The sequence below is a fragment of the Marmoricola sp. URHA0025 HA25 genome, from assembly GCF_054059435.1.
Genome location: NZ_JBSSCD010000001.1, coordinates 1,841,541 through 1,853,747 on the forward strand (window position 1 = coordinate 1,841,541; position 12,207 = coordinate 1,853,747).

A 12,207-nucleotide genomic window follows, 5' to 3' on the forward strand; every position below is an offset into this window, starting at 1 on the left:
CACCTGCGTCCCACCTTCCGCGTCGTGGACGACACCGGCGCACCGGTCGCCGAGGGCAAGGACCTCGACGCCCTGAAGCGCCCGCTCCGCCCGTCGTTCGAGGCGGCGATGGCGTCGGCCGCGGAGGAGTCCGGCATCGTGCGCTCCGGGCAGACCGCGTGGTCGTTCGGCACCATCGAGCCGACGTTCCGCCAGGTCCGCGCGGGACACGAGGTCGTGGGCTTCCCGGGGCTGGTGGACGAGGGCTCCACCGTCGGGCTGCGGGTCCACCCCAGCGCCGACGAGCAGGCCGCGCACCACCGCCTCGGCGTACGCAGGCTGCTGGTGCTCGCGACGCCGGCGCCCGACCTGATCGCCGGCCTCGACAACGCCGCGAAGCTCGCCCTTGCCGGTTCGCCGTACGCCCAGGTCAGGGACCTGGCCGACGACTGCGTCCTGGCCGCCGTGGGCGAGCTGGTCGACCTGGTCGGTCCGGTCTGGGACCAGCAGTCGTTCACCGTGCTGGCAGATCGCGTGGCCCGCGAGCTGCCCGAGCGTGCCGGGGGAGTGCTCGACCAGGTGATCCGGGTGCTGGCGGACTGGCGCGAGGTGGACCGGTTGCTGCACGGGCGGGTCGACCTGGCGGTGCTGCCGTCGATGAACGAGATGCGCCAGCACCTCGACCGGCTCGTGCACCGGGGGTTCGTCGAGGAGGCGGGCTCCGTCGCGCTGCGGAGCTACCCGCGCTACCTCGCTGCGCTCGCCGAGCGGCGCCGTCGGCTCGACGAGTCGCCCGGCCGCGACCTGGAGCTGATGGCGCGCGTGCAGGAGTTCCAGCAGGGCTGGGACCAGCGCCGGGCCGCACTGCCTGACGGGAGACCGCCGGGCGAGGCTCTCGAGAGGCTGCGCTGGATGATCGAGGAGTACCGGGTGTCGCTCTGGGCCCAGCACCTCGGCACCCCTATGCCCGTCTCGGACACCCGCCTGCGCAAGCTGATGGCTCAGCTCTGAGGCTGGGGAAGGTAGGGCGCGGCGGCCTCGACCACTGCGTCGAAGGTGGCCCGAGGCAGCGCCCCACCCTCACGACGCACCGCGCCGACGTCGAGGACGAGCAGCCGGTTGAGCCGGACCTCGCTCGGCCGGCGCAGTCGGTCCCAGTCGCCGGAGCCGACATCCATCCAGACCCTCCCGGCACGCAGCTCCTGCGCTGCGTCGCGGTCGTGGTCCTTGCTGGTGAGCGGCAGTGCCGTCACCGTGCGCCCGTCGCAGGTGAGCACCAGCACTGGCCGGTCCTTGCCCTGCGTCGGGTCCTCCTCGAAGGGCACCCAGGCCCACACGACCTCGCCCGGGTCGGGCCGGCCGTTGCGCTGCGGGTCGTACCCGAGCTCGAGCCCTGCTGTGCCGGGCCTGCGCAGGCGCGGCAGCCGGAGACGGAACGCCATGCCGGGACGGTACCGAAGTCCGCGTTCGCACGTGGTGGCTGAGTGGCGCCGGACCGGGAGCGCCTCACGGCGCGTGGCCGCTCGAAGCGGCTGATCTTGGGACCCGGGGCTGCCGCGGTCCGGCGCCGGCGCAAGTCTAACGGCTCGGCCATGATCCGGAGGGTCAGGCGAGCTTTCCCTCGAGCTCGAGCCTGCCGGCCCGCTGGAGCTGGTCGGCCAGGGTCAGCAGCCGGGCGGCCGCCAGGTCCGAGTCGTACGACGACCCGTCTGCGTGGTCGGCCTGGGACCGGCCGGCGGCAGCGACCCGGGCGAAGGCCGCTGCCCGGAAGATCGTGTCGGCGAAGTCACCCACGACCACGCCACCGAGCACCGAGTCCACGAGCGCCTGGACCTCGGCAGGACCGGGTGGCTCCTCGACACCCGAGATCGCCTCGGAGACCGGCGCGAGCGCGCGACCGCGGTCGAACTCGCGGGCGGCGGTCAGCGGGTCGGCGTACACCCAGCTGCGCAGGACGTAGAGCCGCCAGAGGACCCCGGCCAGGGACTCCGCCGGCGCGCCGGCCCACAGGTCCGCCAGCGTCTCGAGGCCCTCGGTGTCGGCGAGGTGGACCACCCGCGAGACGAGCGCCTCGTCGGCCTGGTCCCGCGCCCCGCGCACCAGGGCGAGTGCGGCGCGATCGGCGGCCTCCGCGATCACCGCTGGGTCCGTGTCGCGCTCGGGGGCCTCGATCGCCTCGAAGCTCGACGCGCCCGGCATCGCCGGCCGGTGGTGCTGTCGCTCACCCATCCGTCCACGATAGGTGCCTCGACCCAGTGCGGAGGGCAGGTCGCGGGTGTCGTGGGTCAGCGGAGCCAGCCGCTGGCCGCCGTGACCATCCCGATCATCGGGTCCTGGCCGGGCGGGTAGTCGTGGTCCTGACCGCTGTGGTCCATCGTCAGCACGGCGATCCGGGTGCCGTTGAGCACCATGCCGAGCGCCTCGAAGCGTCCTGTCTCCTCGCCGGCCGGAGCCCACGACAGCAGGTACCAGCGAGCCGTGCCCTCGTCGACCGGGACGGATGCGAACCGACCGAGCTTGAGCGAGTTGTCGGCCGAGAGCGTCTTGCCGCAGCGCTCGTGCCAACTGGCCAGCACGGCCCACGCGCGCCGTGCCGTCGCGGTGTCCGGGAACTCGGCGATCTGCTCGGCGGCGTTGTCGTCGCTGTCGTCGGGAGGAAAGTACGTCCGTGCCACCACGTCGGTGGCCCCGATGCTCAACAGGTCGGCGCCGGGGGCGGTCTTGGCGCAGAGCCCGAACGGCGCGGTGCTCGGCTGCCCGGTGTCACCGTCCTGCCACGTCCACTCGGCGTTGAGCCCCGGAACCTGCCCGGTCGGCAGCAACCGGTCGAGGAGAGGCAGGTCGCCGGTTGCCGAGGGTGACGTCGTGGGCGAGGGCTCCTCGGGCGTGGGAGAGGAGTCCACCGTGACCGACTGCCCGGGAGGGGAGTCAGGGCTCTCCGCCCTGCTCGGTGTGTCGTCCGAGCCCGTGCAGCCGGCGGCGAGGAGCAGTGCCGCGGCGAGGACGCAGGAGGACAGCCGGGGCGCGAGAGGGGCGAGCACCCACCAACCGTAGGGGGACGAGGCTCACACTCGGGGGCCATCGGAGCGCGCGGCGTGTCCGGCTATCGTGACGGTGCCCCATTCGTGGGCGAAGGAGTGCCGCGGCCTCGGATCCGTGGCGGTGAGGGAGGACGCAGTGCTCCGCAGTCGCCGGGCCGTTGCCTCGGTCCTTGTCGTGGGCGCACTGCTCGTGGTCGCGGCGTGCTCGTCGGACGACAAGCCGAAGGTGACCGCTCCGACGACGTCCACGCCCGAGGGACCCACGCTCCTCACCTTCGCCGTGTACGGACCGCCACAGGTCGTCACCGCCTACACGAAGATCGCCGCCGACTTCTCCGCGGAGCACCCCGAGACGGTGGTCAACATCCGTCCCTACGACACCCGCCAGCAGGCGATGGACGCTCTCACCAAGGAGCGCGCGGACGGTACGGCGCCGGACGCCTTCCTGGCGAGCCTCGACGACCTGCCCGGCCTGGTCGAGGACAAGGCGGTGCGCTCGCTCGACGAGCTGCTGGGGGAGCGGCACGTCGACTTCGGTGACGGCTACCAGCGGGATGCGCTCGAGGACTTCAGCGCCGACAATGCCCTGCAGTGCATGCCGGTCGACGCCTCGCCGCTCGTCGTCTACTACAACACCGCGCTGCTGAACCTCGCGACGCTCACGGAACCGGGCCAGCGCCAGATCACGGCGGACACCGGGTGGAACCTGGACCAGTTCGCCGAGGCGGCGCGCCAGGCGACACGTGGCCGGGTGCGCGGCGTGTACATCGCCCCTGACCTCGACCAGGTGGCGCCGTTCATCTGGTCGGGAGGGGGTCACGTCGTCGACGACCTCGAGAAGCCCACCACGCTCACGCTCGCCGACGACGCGAGCGCCTCGGCCCTGGAGAAGCTGCTCGAGGTCGTGCGCAACCCGCAGATCACCTTCAGCAAGGCGCAGCTGGAGCGACGCTCGCCGCTGCAACGGTTCAAGACCGGGTCACTGGCGATGATGCTGGGCTACCGCGACCTGACCCCAGAGCTCCGGGCCCAGGAGGACCTCAGCTTCGACGTGATGCCGCTGCCACGCGTCGGGGTGCGCGCGACGAGCGGCCACAGCGACGGCCTCTGCCTGAGCAGCAGCTCGGAGCACCCGGACAAGACCGCCGACTTCCTGGCGTACGCCGTCTCCGACGACGCGATGGCTGTCCTGGCGTCCACCGGGTACGTCGTACCGACCAACATCGACGTGGTGAACTCCGAGGCGTTCCTCCAGCCCACCGAGAACCCGGTCAGCTCCTCGGTGTTCCCGGCGGCGGTGCGCAGCATCCACTCGCTCCCGCGCGTGCCCACGTGGCCGTCGGTCGAGGCGAGCACCGCGCAGCTGCTCGACGGCCTGTTCTACGACGTCGTGATCGACCCGCTGGTCGACCGGCTCAAGGCCATCGACGCGGCCTCGGCCCCGCTGCTCACGCCGGTGCCGACCCAGCCCGCGTCCCCCAGCTCCTCCACGAGCGGCTCCCCGAGCCCTTCCGGCGGCTGATCAGTCGGCCGAGGGCTCCGGTGACGCCTCGGTCTCCACGGGCTCCGTCTCCACGAGCTCCGTCTCCTCGACGGGCTCGGCGGGGTGCAGGATCGCCTCGGTGATCAGAGGTGCCATCAGCTCCACCTGCCACCGGCGGGCACCCAGGCGCGAGAGCTCGCCTGCCACGGCCGCTTCGAGCTCGTCGTCCGCGACCTTCGGTGGGGTCCACAGCACCCGGCGCAGGTAGTCGGGGGTGAGCAGGTTCTCGATCGGGACGTTGCGCTCCTCCGACAGCGCCGACACGGCCGCGCGCGCCGCGTTCAGCCTGGCGGCGGCGACCGGGTCGCGATCAGCCCATGACCGGACCTGCGGCGGTCCGTCGGACCTGTTCGCCATCGGCGGGAGCTCGGCCTCGGGGAGCGCGCGGGCGCGCTTGAGCGCCTCCACCCAGGTCTCGAGGTAGCGGCGTGCGCCACGGCCGTGGAAGCCCTGGGTCTCCAGGAGCACCTTGGCGTTGGTCGGGAGCGCGTTGGCAGCGGCGATCACGGCGGAGTCCGGGATCAGGCGACCGGGCGTGGTGTCGAGTGACTCCGCCAGCTCGTCGCGCTCGGCCCACAGCTCGCGGACGGCGGCCAGCGCCCGCCGGTTGCGGGCCTTGTGGATGCCAGAGGTACGCCGCCACGGGTCCAGTCGCGCCGGCGGCACGTGCTCGATGAGGTGCTCGAACTCCTGACGCGCCCACTCGGCCTTGCCGGTCTCCTCCAGCTCGCGGCCGAGGACGTCGCGGAGCTCGAGGAGCACCTCGACGTCCAGGGCGGCGTACTCGAGCCAGGGCTGCGGCAGGGGACGCTTCGACCAGTCGGCGGCCGAGTGCTCCTTGCGCATCGTCTTGCCGACGATCGTCTCCACCAGGGTGGCCAGGCCGACCCGCGGGTAGCCCAGGAGCCGGGCGGCGAGCTCGGTGTCGAAGAGCGCGGTCGGCCGCAGCCCGAGCTCCCGCAGGCAGGGCAGGTCCTGGCTGGCGGCGTGCAGGATCCACTCGGCGTCACCGATGGCCTCGTTGAGCGCGGTCAGGTCACCGAACGCGATCGGGTCGATCAGCGCCGAGCCGGATCCCTCACGGCGCAGCTGCACCAGGTAGGCCCGGGCGGAGTACCGGTAGCCCGAGGCACGCTCGGCATCCAGCCCCACCGGACCGGTGCCGGCCGCCACTCGCGCGACGACCTGCTCGAGGCCCTCGGGCGTGTCGGTGATCTCAGGCAGGCCGTCGCGAAGGACGAGGAGCTCGGCCGCCGGGGCGTCCTCCTCCGCAGGGTCGCCGGCCGGCGAGTCCGGTGCGTCCGCTGCCATCAGTCCGTGCCGCGCTGTCCTCGCCGGCTCGGCATCGTCGCGACGCCCTCGGGCACCGGCGGCAGACCCGCTGCCGTGCACAGCAGCTCGCCCCACGCCTCCACGTGCGCGGTGAGGTCGCCGACCGGCGTCCACGACGCCCGGATCTCGATCTGCGCGGTGCTCGGCTCGGCGGACATCCCACCGAAGCTCTCCGAGGAGACGGTGGTCACCGTGCCGGACGGCGCTGCGTACGTCGCGCCGTGGGCCTCGAGGGCCTCGACCAGCCAGGTCCAGCCGACCTCGGCCAGGAGCGGGTCGCTGGCCACCTCGGGGTCGATGTCGGCGCGCGCGTAGGCGACGCAGCGGAACGTGCCGTCCCAGGCGTCGTTGCCGGCGGGGTCGTGCAGCACGACGATGCGTCCGGTGCCGATGTCGACGCCGTCGGACGTGACGTCGGCCGAGAGTGCCGAGGCGTACGGCGCGATCCGCTGGGGCGCCGGCATCTCCTCGGTGAGCACCTCGGGCCGAAACCTCGCCGACCGCAGCTGGGCGACGGCACGCGCGAACTCCGCCGGCGCCGGCGGCGGCTCGATGTGGCGTTCCCGAGGTGCAGGCATGGCCTCAGGTTAAGCGGATCCCGGGGTCCCGACACCCCGACTCGCCGCCTGACCTGCGAAGATCGCCCCATGCCGGACCTCACCGACCAGCACCCCGGCCCGCTCTCGGGTCCGCTCGCGGACTCCGCCTTCCTGCGTGCCGCCCGCGGGGAGCCGGTGCCGCACACGCCGGTGTGGTTCATGCGGCAGGCCGGCCGGTCCCTTCCGGAGTACCTCAAGATCCGCGAGGGCGTCACGATGCTCGACTCGTGCATGCGCCCCGAGCTGGTCACCGAGATCACCCTCCAGCCCGTGCGCCGGTACGGCGTGGACGCGGCGATCTTCTTCTCCGACATCGTGCTGCCGCTCAAGGCGATCGGGGTCGACCTGGACATCGTGCCCGGCGTCGGGCCGGTCGTCGCCTCTCCGGTCCGCACGCTCGAGGACGTCGCCCGGATCCCCGATCTCACCCCGGAGCACGTCCCGTTCATCACCGAGTCGGTGCGGCTGCTCGTCGCCGAGCTCGGCGCCACCCCGCTGATCGGCTTCGCCGGCGCGCCGTTCACCGTCGCGTCCTACCTCGTCGAGGGCGGGCCGTCGAAGGACCACGCCAAGACGAAGGCGCTGATGTTCGGCGCGCCCGACGTCTGGCGCGCTCTCCTCGGGAAGATCGCGGCGATCTCCGCGGCGTACCTCAACGTCCAGGTCGCTGCGGGCGCCAGCGCCGTCCAGCTGTTCGACTCGTGGGCCGGGGCGCTGACCCGCGCGGACTACGAGGAGCACGTGCTGCCGTTCTCGCGCCAGGTGCTGGAGGCGATCGGCCGCCGCGGCGTGCCGCGGATCCACTTCGGGGTCGGCACCGGGGAGATCCTCGACCTCATGGGTGCTGCCGGCGCGGAGGTCGTCGGCGTCGACTGGCGGGTCCCCCTCGCCGAGGGCGTACGCCGGGTCGGTGGCCGCAGCGTCCAGGGCAACCTCGATCCCACGCTGGTCTTCGCCCCGACCGAGGTCATGCTCGAGCGCGCCGACCGGGTGCTCGAGGCCGGCCGTGCGGCTCCTGGGCACATCTTCAACCTGGGCCACGGCGTCATCCCGTCGACCGATCCCGACCAGCTCGCCCGTCTGACCGACCACGTGCACGAGCGGTCCGCTCGGGCCTGACCGGGTCCGGCGACCCGGCCGGCTCAGGTCTCCGGCGCGGGCTCCGGTACGCCGAGCCGCCGACGCCGCACGAGCCAGACCGGCACGCCGACGAGTGCGACCACCAGCGCGAACGGCAGCACCGCGCCGATCACGGTGCCGGTCACCACGGCCGTGCGACCGAGCGCGTGCCAGCCGCCCTCCAGGCCGCCGATCAACCCGGCCGGGTGCCCGCCGGATGCGTGGTGGGCAGCGGGACGCGCCAGGGTCACCTGGATCGTGGAGAGGGACGTCTGGTCCGCGAGCCACTTCTGCTGCTGCACGAGCGAGTCGAGGTCGGCCTGCCGGGTGGCGAGCTGACCCTCGATGGACATGATCTCGGCGATCGTGCTCGCCCGGGCCAGCAGCTTCTGGATGCTGTCGACGCTGGCCTGCTGCGCCTTCACCCGAGCGTCGGTGTCGATGACCTTGGTGGTCACGTCCTCGACGGACTGATCGCGGTGTCGCACCGTGCCCAGCTGGGAGAGCTCGTCCAGGGCCTTCTCGAAGGAGCCCGCAGGCACCCGCAGGGACAGGTCGACCCGGTCGAGGCGTCCGTGCGCGTCGGACTGGGACTGCTCGTCGGCGACGTGCCCCCCGAGGCCGTTGGCGAGGTTGATCGCGTCCTGGCGGGCGTCACTGAGACGTGCGGTCGACAGCCGAAGGGCACCGGTCGCGATCACCGACCGCTGGATCGCCGTGTCGGCCGCCGGTTTGGCCGAGAGGGAGTCGCTGTCGTTGGCGGTGTCCGGCGCACGGGCGGCGAAGTCCGAGGTGCCGCTGCCGCCGGTCGACCCGGCCGATCCCGCCGACGACTTGGAGTCGTTGGCGGCGCCCGCCCCGCAGCCGGCCAGTGCGGCGACGAGGGGGACGGTGAGCAGGACCAGGGCGATGCGGCGCGGAGGCTTCATGGTGCTTCGACGCAGCCGTCCAGGGGTCGGTTGCACCGGGTGTGGACCGGTTTGCGATGGTGGGCGGGTGGAGAAAGCTCCGGCGGAGGCGGGCACAGCGGACGAAGGCCCGGCGCGACCCACGGTCGCCGTCGTCGGCGGGGGCATCGCCGGCGTAGCCGCAGCAGCCCGGGTGCGGGCCGAGAGGCCCGACGTCGAGGTCGTGATCCTGGAGTCGTCTCCCCAGATCGGCGGCAAGCTGCGCCTCGGCGAGGTGGCCGGCGTGGTCGTCGACGTGGGCGCCGAGGCGATGCTCAACCGCCGGCCGGAAGCCGTCGAGCTGACCCGTGCTTCCGGCCTGGCAGACGACCTCGTGCACCCGGCCACGACCTCGGCGAACCTCTGGACGCGCAGCGAGATGCTGCCGATGCCACGCACGCTGATGGGGATACCGACCGACCTCAGGGCGCTGGCCGAGAGCCGGGTCATCTCCAAGGCGGGGCTGGCTCGCGCGGCGATGGACGCCGTCCTGCCCGCATCCTCCCTCGAGGGCCACGACGCGAGCATCGGCGGCCTGGTCGAGGAGCGCTTCGGCAAGGAGGTGGTCGACCGGCTCGTCGAGCCGCTTCTCGGCGGTGTGTACGCCGGCCACGCGCGGGAGATCTCGGCACGCGCCGCCGTGCCGCAGGTGGTCGCCCTCCTCGACCGCGACCGCTCGATGAGCAAGGCGGCCGCCCGCGCGATGAAGGGCCCGGCGAGCGACACGCCGGTCTTCGCCGGCATCGTCGGCGGGGTCGGCCGGCTCCCGGGCGCGGTCGTCGAGTCCTCGGGAGTGCAGGTCGAGACAGACGCGACCGTGCGAGACCTGGTCCGCCGTCAGGGCGGCGGCTGGACCCTGGTGATCGGGTCGACGCGCGACCCACGGCTCCTGCACGCTGACGCCGTCATCCTGGCCGTCCCCCGCGGCGCCCGCGGCACGGCTGCTGAGCGACGCCGCGCCCGCAGCGGCCCTGGAGCTCGCACGGATCGAGTACGCGTCGGTCGCGATCACGACCCTGGCCTTCCGGGCCCGTGACCTGCCCGAGGTCACCGGCTCCGGGTTCCTGGTGCCTCCGGTCGACCGTCGTGCCGTCAAGGCGGCCACCTACTCCTTCGCCAAGTGGGGCTGGGTCCGGGAGGCCGGTGGCGATCTGCTGGTGATGCGCTGCTCGCTGGGAAGGCACCGCGAGGAGCACCAGCTGCAGAAGACCGACGAGGAGCTGGTCGACGTGGTGCTGAACGACCTCGCCGACGCCATCGGGCTGTCGGTCCGCCCGGTCGACGCCGGAGTCCAGCGCTGGGGCGGCGGGCTGCCCCAGTACGCCGTCGGGCACCTCGACCGCGTCGCCACGATCCGCGAGGAGGTGCACCGCCTCCCGGGTATCTCGGTCTGCGGGGCGGCGTACGACGGGATAGGCATCCCGGCCTGCATCGCATCCGGCCACCGGGCGGCCGTCGAGGTGCTCCGGGTGCTGCCTGCCCCCGCGTCCACGCGCTGAGCGCCCGCGAGACAATGGCGGCATGAGCACCAGCGCGAAGCAGGCCCGCGAGATCAACGCGACCATCCGCTACACGATGTGGTCGGTCTTCAAGCTGCGCGACCCGCTCGTCGACGCCGACCGTGAGCTCGAGGCGGGCGAGATCGAGGCCCTCTTCGGCAACCTCGGGACCGCCGGCGTGGTCGTGCGCGGCCTGTACGACGTCGCCGGCCTGCGGGCGGATGCCGACCTGATGATCTGGGTCCATGCGGAGACCTCCGACGAGCTCCAGGACGCCTACCACCGGTTCCGGCACACGGCCTTCGGTCGCCGGCTCGAGCCGGTCTGGTCGCAGATGGCCCTGCACCGGCCGGCGGAGTTCAACAAGAGCCACGTCCCGGCGTTCCTCGCCGAGGAGGAGACCCGCAGCTACGTCTGCGTCTACCCGTTCGTGCGCTCCTACGAGTGGTACCTGCTCGACGAGTCCGAGCGACGTCGCCTCCTCGCCGAGCACGGCAAGATGGCCCGCGAGTACCCCGACGTCCGGGCCAACACGGTGTCCTCGTTCGCGCTCGGCGACTACGAGTGGATGCTCGCCTTCGAGGCCGACGAGCTGCACCGGATCGTCGACCTCATGCGCCACCTCCGCGGGTCCGAGACCCGGATGCACGTGCGCGAGGAGACCCCGTTCTACACCGGCCGCAGGGTGACCGCGACCGACCTGATCCACGCGCTGCCCTGATCAGGTCTGCCAGGGCGTGCGGAAGACGCTGCCGCCCACGAACGACGTGATCCAGGCGTCCTTCCCGGTCACGACGAGGTCGAGGTTGCTCCGGTCGTAGAGCTGCTTGTAGCCGGCGAGTCGCGTGCGGGAGAGCTCCTTGCCGGACGACCCGTCCAACCGGACCAGCGTCGGACCGTCCTGGAGCACGACGAGGAGCGATCCGTCCGGCGCAGCCGTGATCGCATCGGGCGTGCCGCGGAGCGGGATCCGCTTGGTCACCTGCAGGTCCGTCGCACTGAGTGCCACCAGCTCCTGGCTGACGCTGCAGGTCGCCCAGATCGTGTCGGAGCCCGCGACGACGTCCTCGGGACCGTCGCAGACGTGGTCGCTGCGCACCACCGCGAAGGTCTTCGGGTCGACCCGGACGACGGCGCCGGCCACGTGGTCGTCGAGCCACAGGGCGTCCGGTCCGGGCACGACGAGGCGTACGCCGGGAGCGACGTCGACCTGGTGGACCACCTTGCGGGTCGCCGGGTCGACCTGGACGAGCAGGCCGTCGTCCTGGGCGACCACCCAGATGCTGCCGAACGCCTCGGCCACCCCTTCGGCGCCGGCGCCGACGGCGATCCGGTCGGTCACCTTCATCGTGCCGGTGTCGACACGCACGACGGCACCCGCCCGGAAGGCCGTGACCCAGAGCGCGGCACCGCCCTCAGCGGCGGTCACCCGCAGCGGCGTACCCGGAACCGGCACCTGCGCGGTCGGCTTGCTGTCCCCGGGCCGGAGCCGGACGAGCAGGTCGCCGTCGGCGACCACCACCCAGAGGTCGCCGGACGCCGTCGCGGCGATCCCGACCGGGCTGGTGCCGACGGCCACTCTCGCGACCTCGGTCTTCGGCTTCGGGCTCCGCGGCGCCTCGCTCTTCCCGCAGCCACCGAGGAGCAGGAGGAGCGCCACGGCCGCGAGCAGGGTCCGGCGCATGGCTGACCGTAACGCAGGTCAACCAGGCCTCAGCCCTGGTCGGGCTCCAGCGTCAGGCTGACCGAGTTGATGCAGTAGCGCTGGTCGGTCGGCGTGCCGTACCCCTCGCCCTCGAACACGTGGCCCAGGTGCGAGCCGCAGTTGGCGCACCGGACCTCGGTCCGGACGCTGCCGAACGAGCGGTCCTCGATGTACTCCACGCGGTCCTCGGCGAGCGGTGCGAAGAACGACGGCCAGCCGCAGTGGGAGTCGAACTTCGTGTCGGAGCGGAACAGCTCGGCGTTGCACGCCCGGCACCGGTAGACCCCGGTGGTCTTGGTGTCGGTGTACTCCCCGGTGAACGCGCGCTCGGTGCCGGCCTTGCGGAGCACGGCGTACTCCTCGCGGCTGAGCTGCTCGCGCCACTCGGCGTCCGACTTCTCCACGGTGTATCCCATGCCGGCAACCGTAGTCGGCACGTGCGG

Annotated in this window: 14 protein-coding genes; 6 read left to right on the forward strand and 8 right to left on the reverse strand. The window is 72.7% G+C overall.

All coding sequences use genetic code 11. The annotated features are described in order from the left end of the window. Positions 1 to 24: 24 nt before the first annotated feature. Positions 25 to 990, forward strand: a complete 966-nt coding sequence (locus tag ACVW00_RS08990) for a DUF3418 domain-containing protein (RefSeq protein WP_457110560.1) — start codon at positions 25 to 27, stop codon at positions 988 to 990. On the opposite strand, the gene ACVW00_RS08995 is transcribed toward ACVW00_RS08990, so the two are convergent. From ACVW00_RS08995 to ACVW00_RS09005, 3 genes are all read right to left on the reverse strand, one after another. Continuing rightward, on the reverse strand, positions 981 to 1,421 hold the full coding sequence (locus tag ACVW00_RS08995; protein ID WP_457110561.1) for a type II toxin-antitoxin system PemK/MazF family toxin: 441 nt from the start codon (positions 1,419 to 1,421) through the stop codon (positions 981 to 983). The genes ACVW00_RS08990 and ACVW00_RS08995 overlap by 10 nt on opposite strands. Positions 1,422 to 1,584: 163 nt before the next feature. Further along, complete coding sequence (locus ACVW00_RS09000; RefSeq protein WP_457110562.1) at positions 1,585 to 2,208, reverse strand: hypothetical protein; 624 nt, start codon at positions 2,206 to 2,208, stop codon at positions 1,585 to 1,587. Positions 2,209 to 2,264: 56 nt separating this feature from the next. After that, a complete protein-coding gene (locus ACVW00_RS09005; protein ID WP_457110563.1) occupies positions 2,265 to 3,020 on the reverse strand; it encodes a hypothetical protein in 756 nt (251 codons plus the stop codon). A 121-nt stretch (positions 3,021 to 3,141) separates the two neighbouring features. On the opposite strand from ACVW00_RS09005, the gene ACVW00_RS09010 reads away from it, so the two are divergent. After that, positions 3,142 to 4,542, forward strand: a complete 1,401-nt coding sequence (locus ACVW00_RS09010; protein WP_457110564.1) for an extracellular solute-binding protein — start codon at positions 3,142 to 3,144, stop codon at positions 4,540 to 4,542. Here the strand turns inward: ACVW00_RS09010 and ACVW00_RS09015 are convergent, their stop codons facing one another. After that, positions 4,543 to 5,874 (reverse strand): ribonuclease D, encoded by a 1,332-nt coding sequence (locus tag ACVW00_RS09015; RefSeq protein ID WP_457110565.1) that lies wholly within the window; start codon positions 5,872 to 5,874, stop codon positions 4,543 to 4,545. Further along, on the reverse strand, positions 5,874 to 6,473 hold the full coding sequence (locus ACVW00_RS09020; RefSeq protein ID WP_457110566.1) for a DUF3000 domain-containing protein: 600 nt from the start codon (positions 6,471 to 6,473) through the stop codon (positions 5,874 to 5,876). The genes ACVW00_RS09015 and ACVW00_RS09020 overlap by 1 nt, the downstream gene beginning before the upstream one ends. 69 nt (positions 6,474 to 6,542) lie before the next feature. Here ACVW00_RS09020 and hemE point away from each other — a divergent pair, with 69 nt between their 5' ends. Then, the gene (gene hemE, locus ACVW00_RS09025; protein WP_457110567.1) at positions 6,543 to 7,613 is read left to right on the forward strand and encodes a uroporphyrinogen decarboxylase; all 1,071 of its coding nucleotides are present in this window, start codon (positions 6,543 to 6,545) and stop codon (positions 7,611 to 7,613) included. A gap of 23 nt (positions 7,614 to 7,636) precedes the next feature. On the opposite strand, the gene ACVW00_RS09030 is transcribed toward hemE, so the two are convergent. Beyond that, the gene (locus ACVW00_RS09030; RefSeq protein ID WP_457110568.1) at positions 7,637 to 8,542 is read right to left on the reverse strand and encodes a DUF4349 domain-containing protein; all 906 of its coding nucleotides are present in this window, start codon (positions 8,540 to 8,542) and stop codon (positions 7,637 to 7,639) included. A 67-nt stretch (positions 8,543 to 8,609) separates the two neighbouring features. On the opposite strand from ACVW00_RS09030, the gene hemG reads away from it, so the two are divergent. The 3 genes from hemG to hemQ are packed head-to-tail and all read left to right on the forward strand — an operon-like array spanning position 8,610 to position 10,780. Continuing rightward, positions 8,610 to 9,596: a protoporphyrinogen oxidase gene (gene hemG, locus ACVW00_RS09035; protein ID WP_457110569.1), complete on the forward strand. Its 987-nt coding sequence runs from the start codon at positions 8,610 to 8,612 to the stop codon at positions 9,594 to 9,596. Further along, complete coding sequence (locus ACVW00_RS09040; protein WP_457113090.1) at positions 9,577 to 10,059, forward strand: protoporphyrinogen/coproporphyrinogen oxidase; 483 nt, start codon at positions 9,577 to 9,579, stop codon at positions 10,057 to 10,059. Before hemG ends, ACVW00_RS09040 begins: the two co-directional genes overlap by 20 nt. A gap of 22 nt (positions 10,060 to 10,081) precedes the next feature. After that, a complete protein-coding gene (hemQ, locus tag ACVW00_RS09045; RefSeq protein ID WP_457110570.1) occupies positions 10,082 to 10,780 on the forward strand; it encodes a hydrogen peroxide-dependent heme synthase in 699 nt (232 codons plus the stop codon). On the opposite strand, the gene ACVW00_RS09050 is transcribed toward hemQ, so the two are convergent. Then, complete coding sequence (locus ACVW00_RS09050) at positions 10,781 to 11,743, reverse strand: Vgb family protein (RefSeq protein WP_457110571.1); 963 nt, start codon at positions 11,741 to 11,743, stop codon at positions 10,781 to 10,783. Positions 11,744 to 11,772: 29 nt separating this feature from the next. After that, positions 11,773 to 12,180: a peptide-methionine (R)-S-oxide reductase MsrB gene (gene msrB / locus ACVW00_RS09055; protein ID WP_457110572.1), complete on the reverse strand. Its 408-nt coding sequence runs from the start codon at positions 12,178 to 12,180 to the stop codon at positions 11,773 to 11,775. Positions 12,181 to 12,207: the final 27 nt, after the last annotated feature.

Bases quoted from the DNA above. Each gene is read 5' to 3' on its own strand.
- ACVW00_RS08995 (WP_457110561.1), bottom strand. From the start codon at position 1,421: ATGGCGTTCCGTCTCCGGCTGCCGCGCCTGCGCAGGCCCGGCACAGCA.
- ACVW00_RS09000 (WP_457110562.1), bottom strand. From the start codon at position 2,208: ATGGGTGAGCGACAGCACCACCGGCCGGCGATGCCGGGCGCGTCGAGC.
- ACVW00_RS09015 (WP_457110565.1), bottom strand. From the start codon at position 5,874: ATGGCAGCGGACGCACCGGACTCGCCGGCCGGCGACCCTGCGGAGGAG.
- ACVW00_RS09020 (WP_457110566.1), bottom strand. From the start codon at position 6,473: ATGCCTGCACCTCGGGAACGCCACATCGAGCCGCCGCCGGCGCCGGCG.
- hemE (WP_457110567.1), top strand. From the start codon at position 6,543: ATGCCGGACCTCACCGACCAGCACCCCGGCCCGCTCTCGGGTCCGCTC.
- ACVW00_RS09030 (WP_457110568.1), bottom strand. From the start codon at position 8,542: ATGAAGCCTCCGCGCCGCATCGCCCTGGTCCTGCTCACCGTCCCCCTC.
- hemQ (WP_457110570.1), top strand. From the start codon at position 10,082: ATGAGCACCAGCGCGAAGCAGGCCCGCGAGATCAACGCGACCATCCGC.
- ACVW00_RS09050 (WP_457110571.1), bottom strand. From the start codon at position 11,743: ATGCGCCGGACCCTGCTCGCGGCCGTGGCGCTCCTCCTGCTCCTCGGT.
- msrB (WP_457110572.1), bottom strand. From the start codon at position 12,180: ATGGGATACACCGTGGAGAAGTCGGACGCCGAGTGGCGCGAGCAGCTC.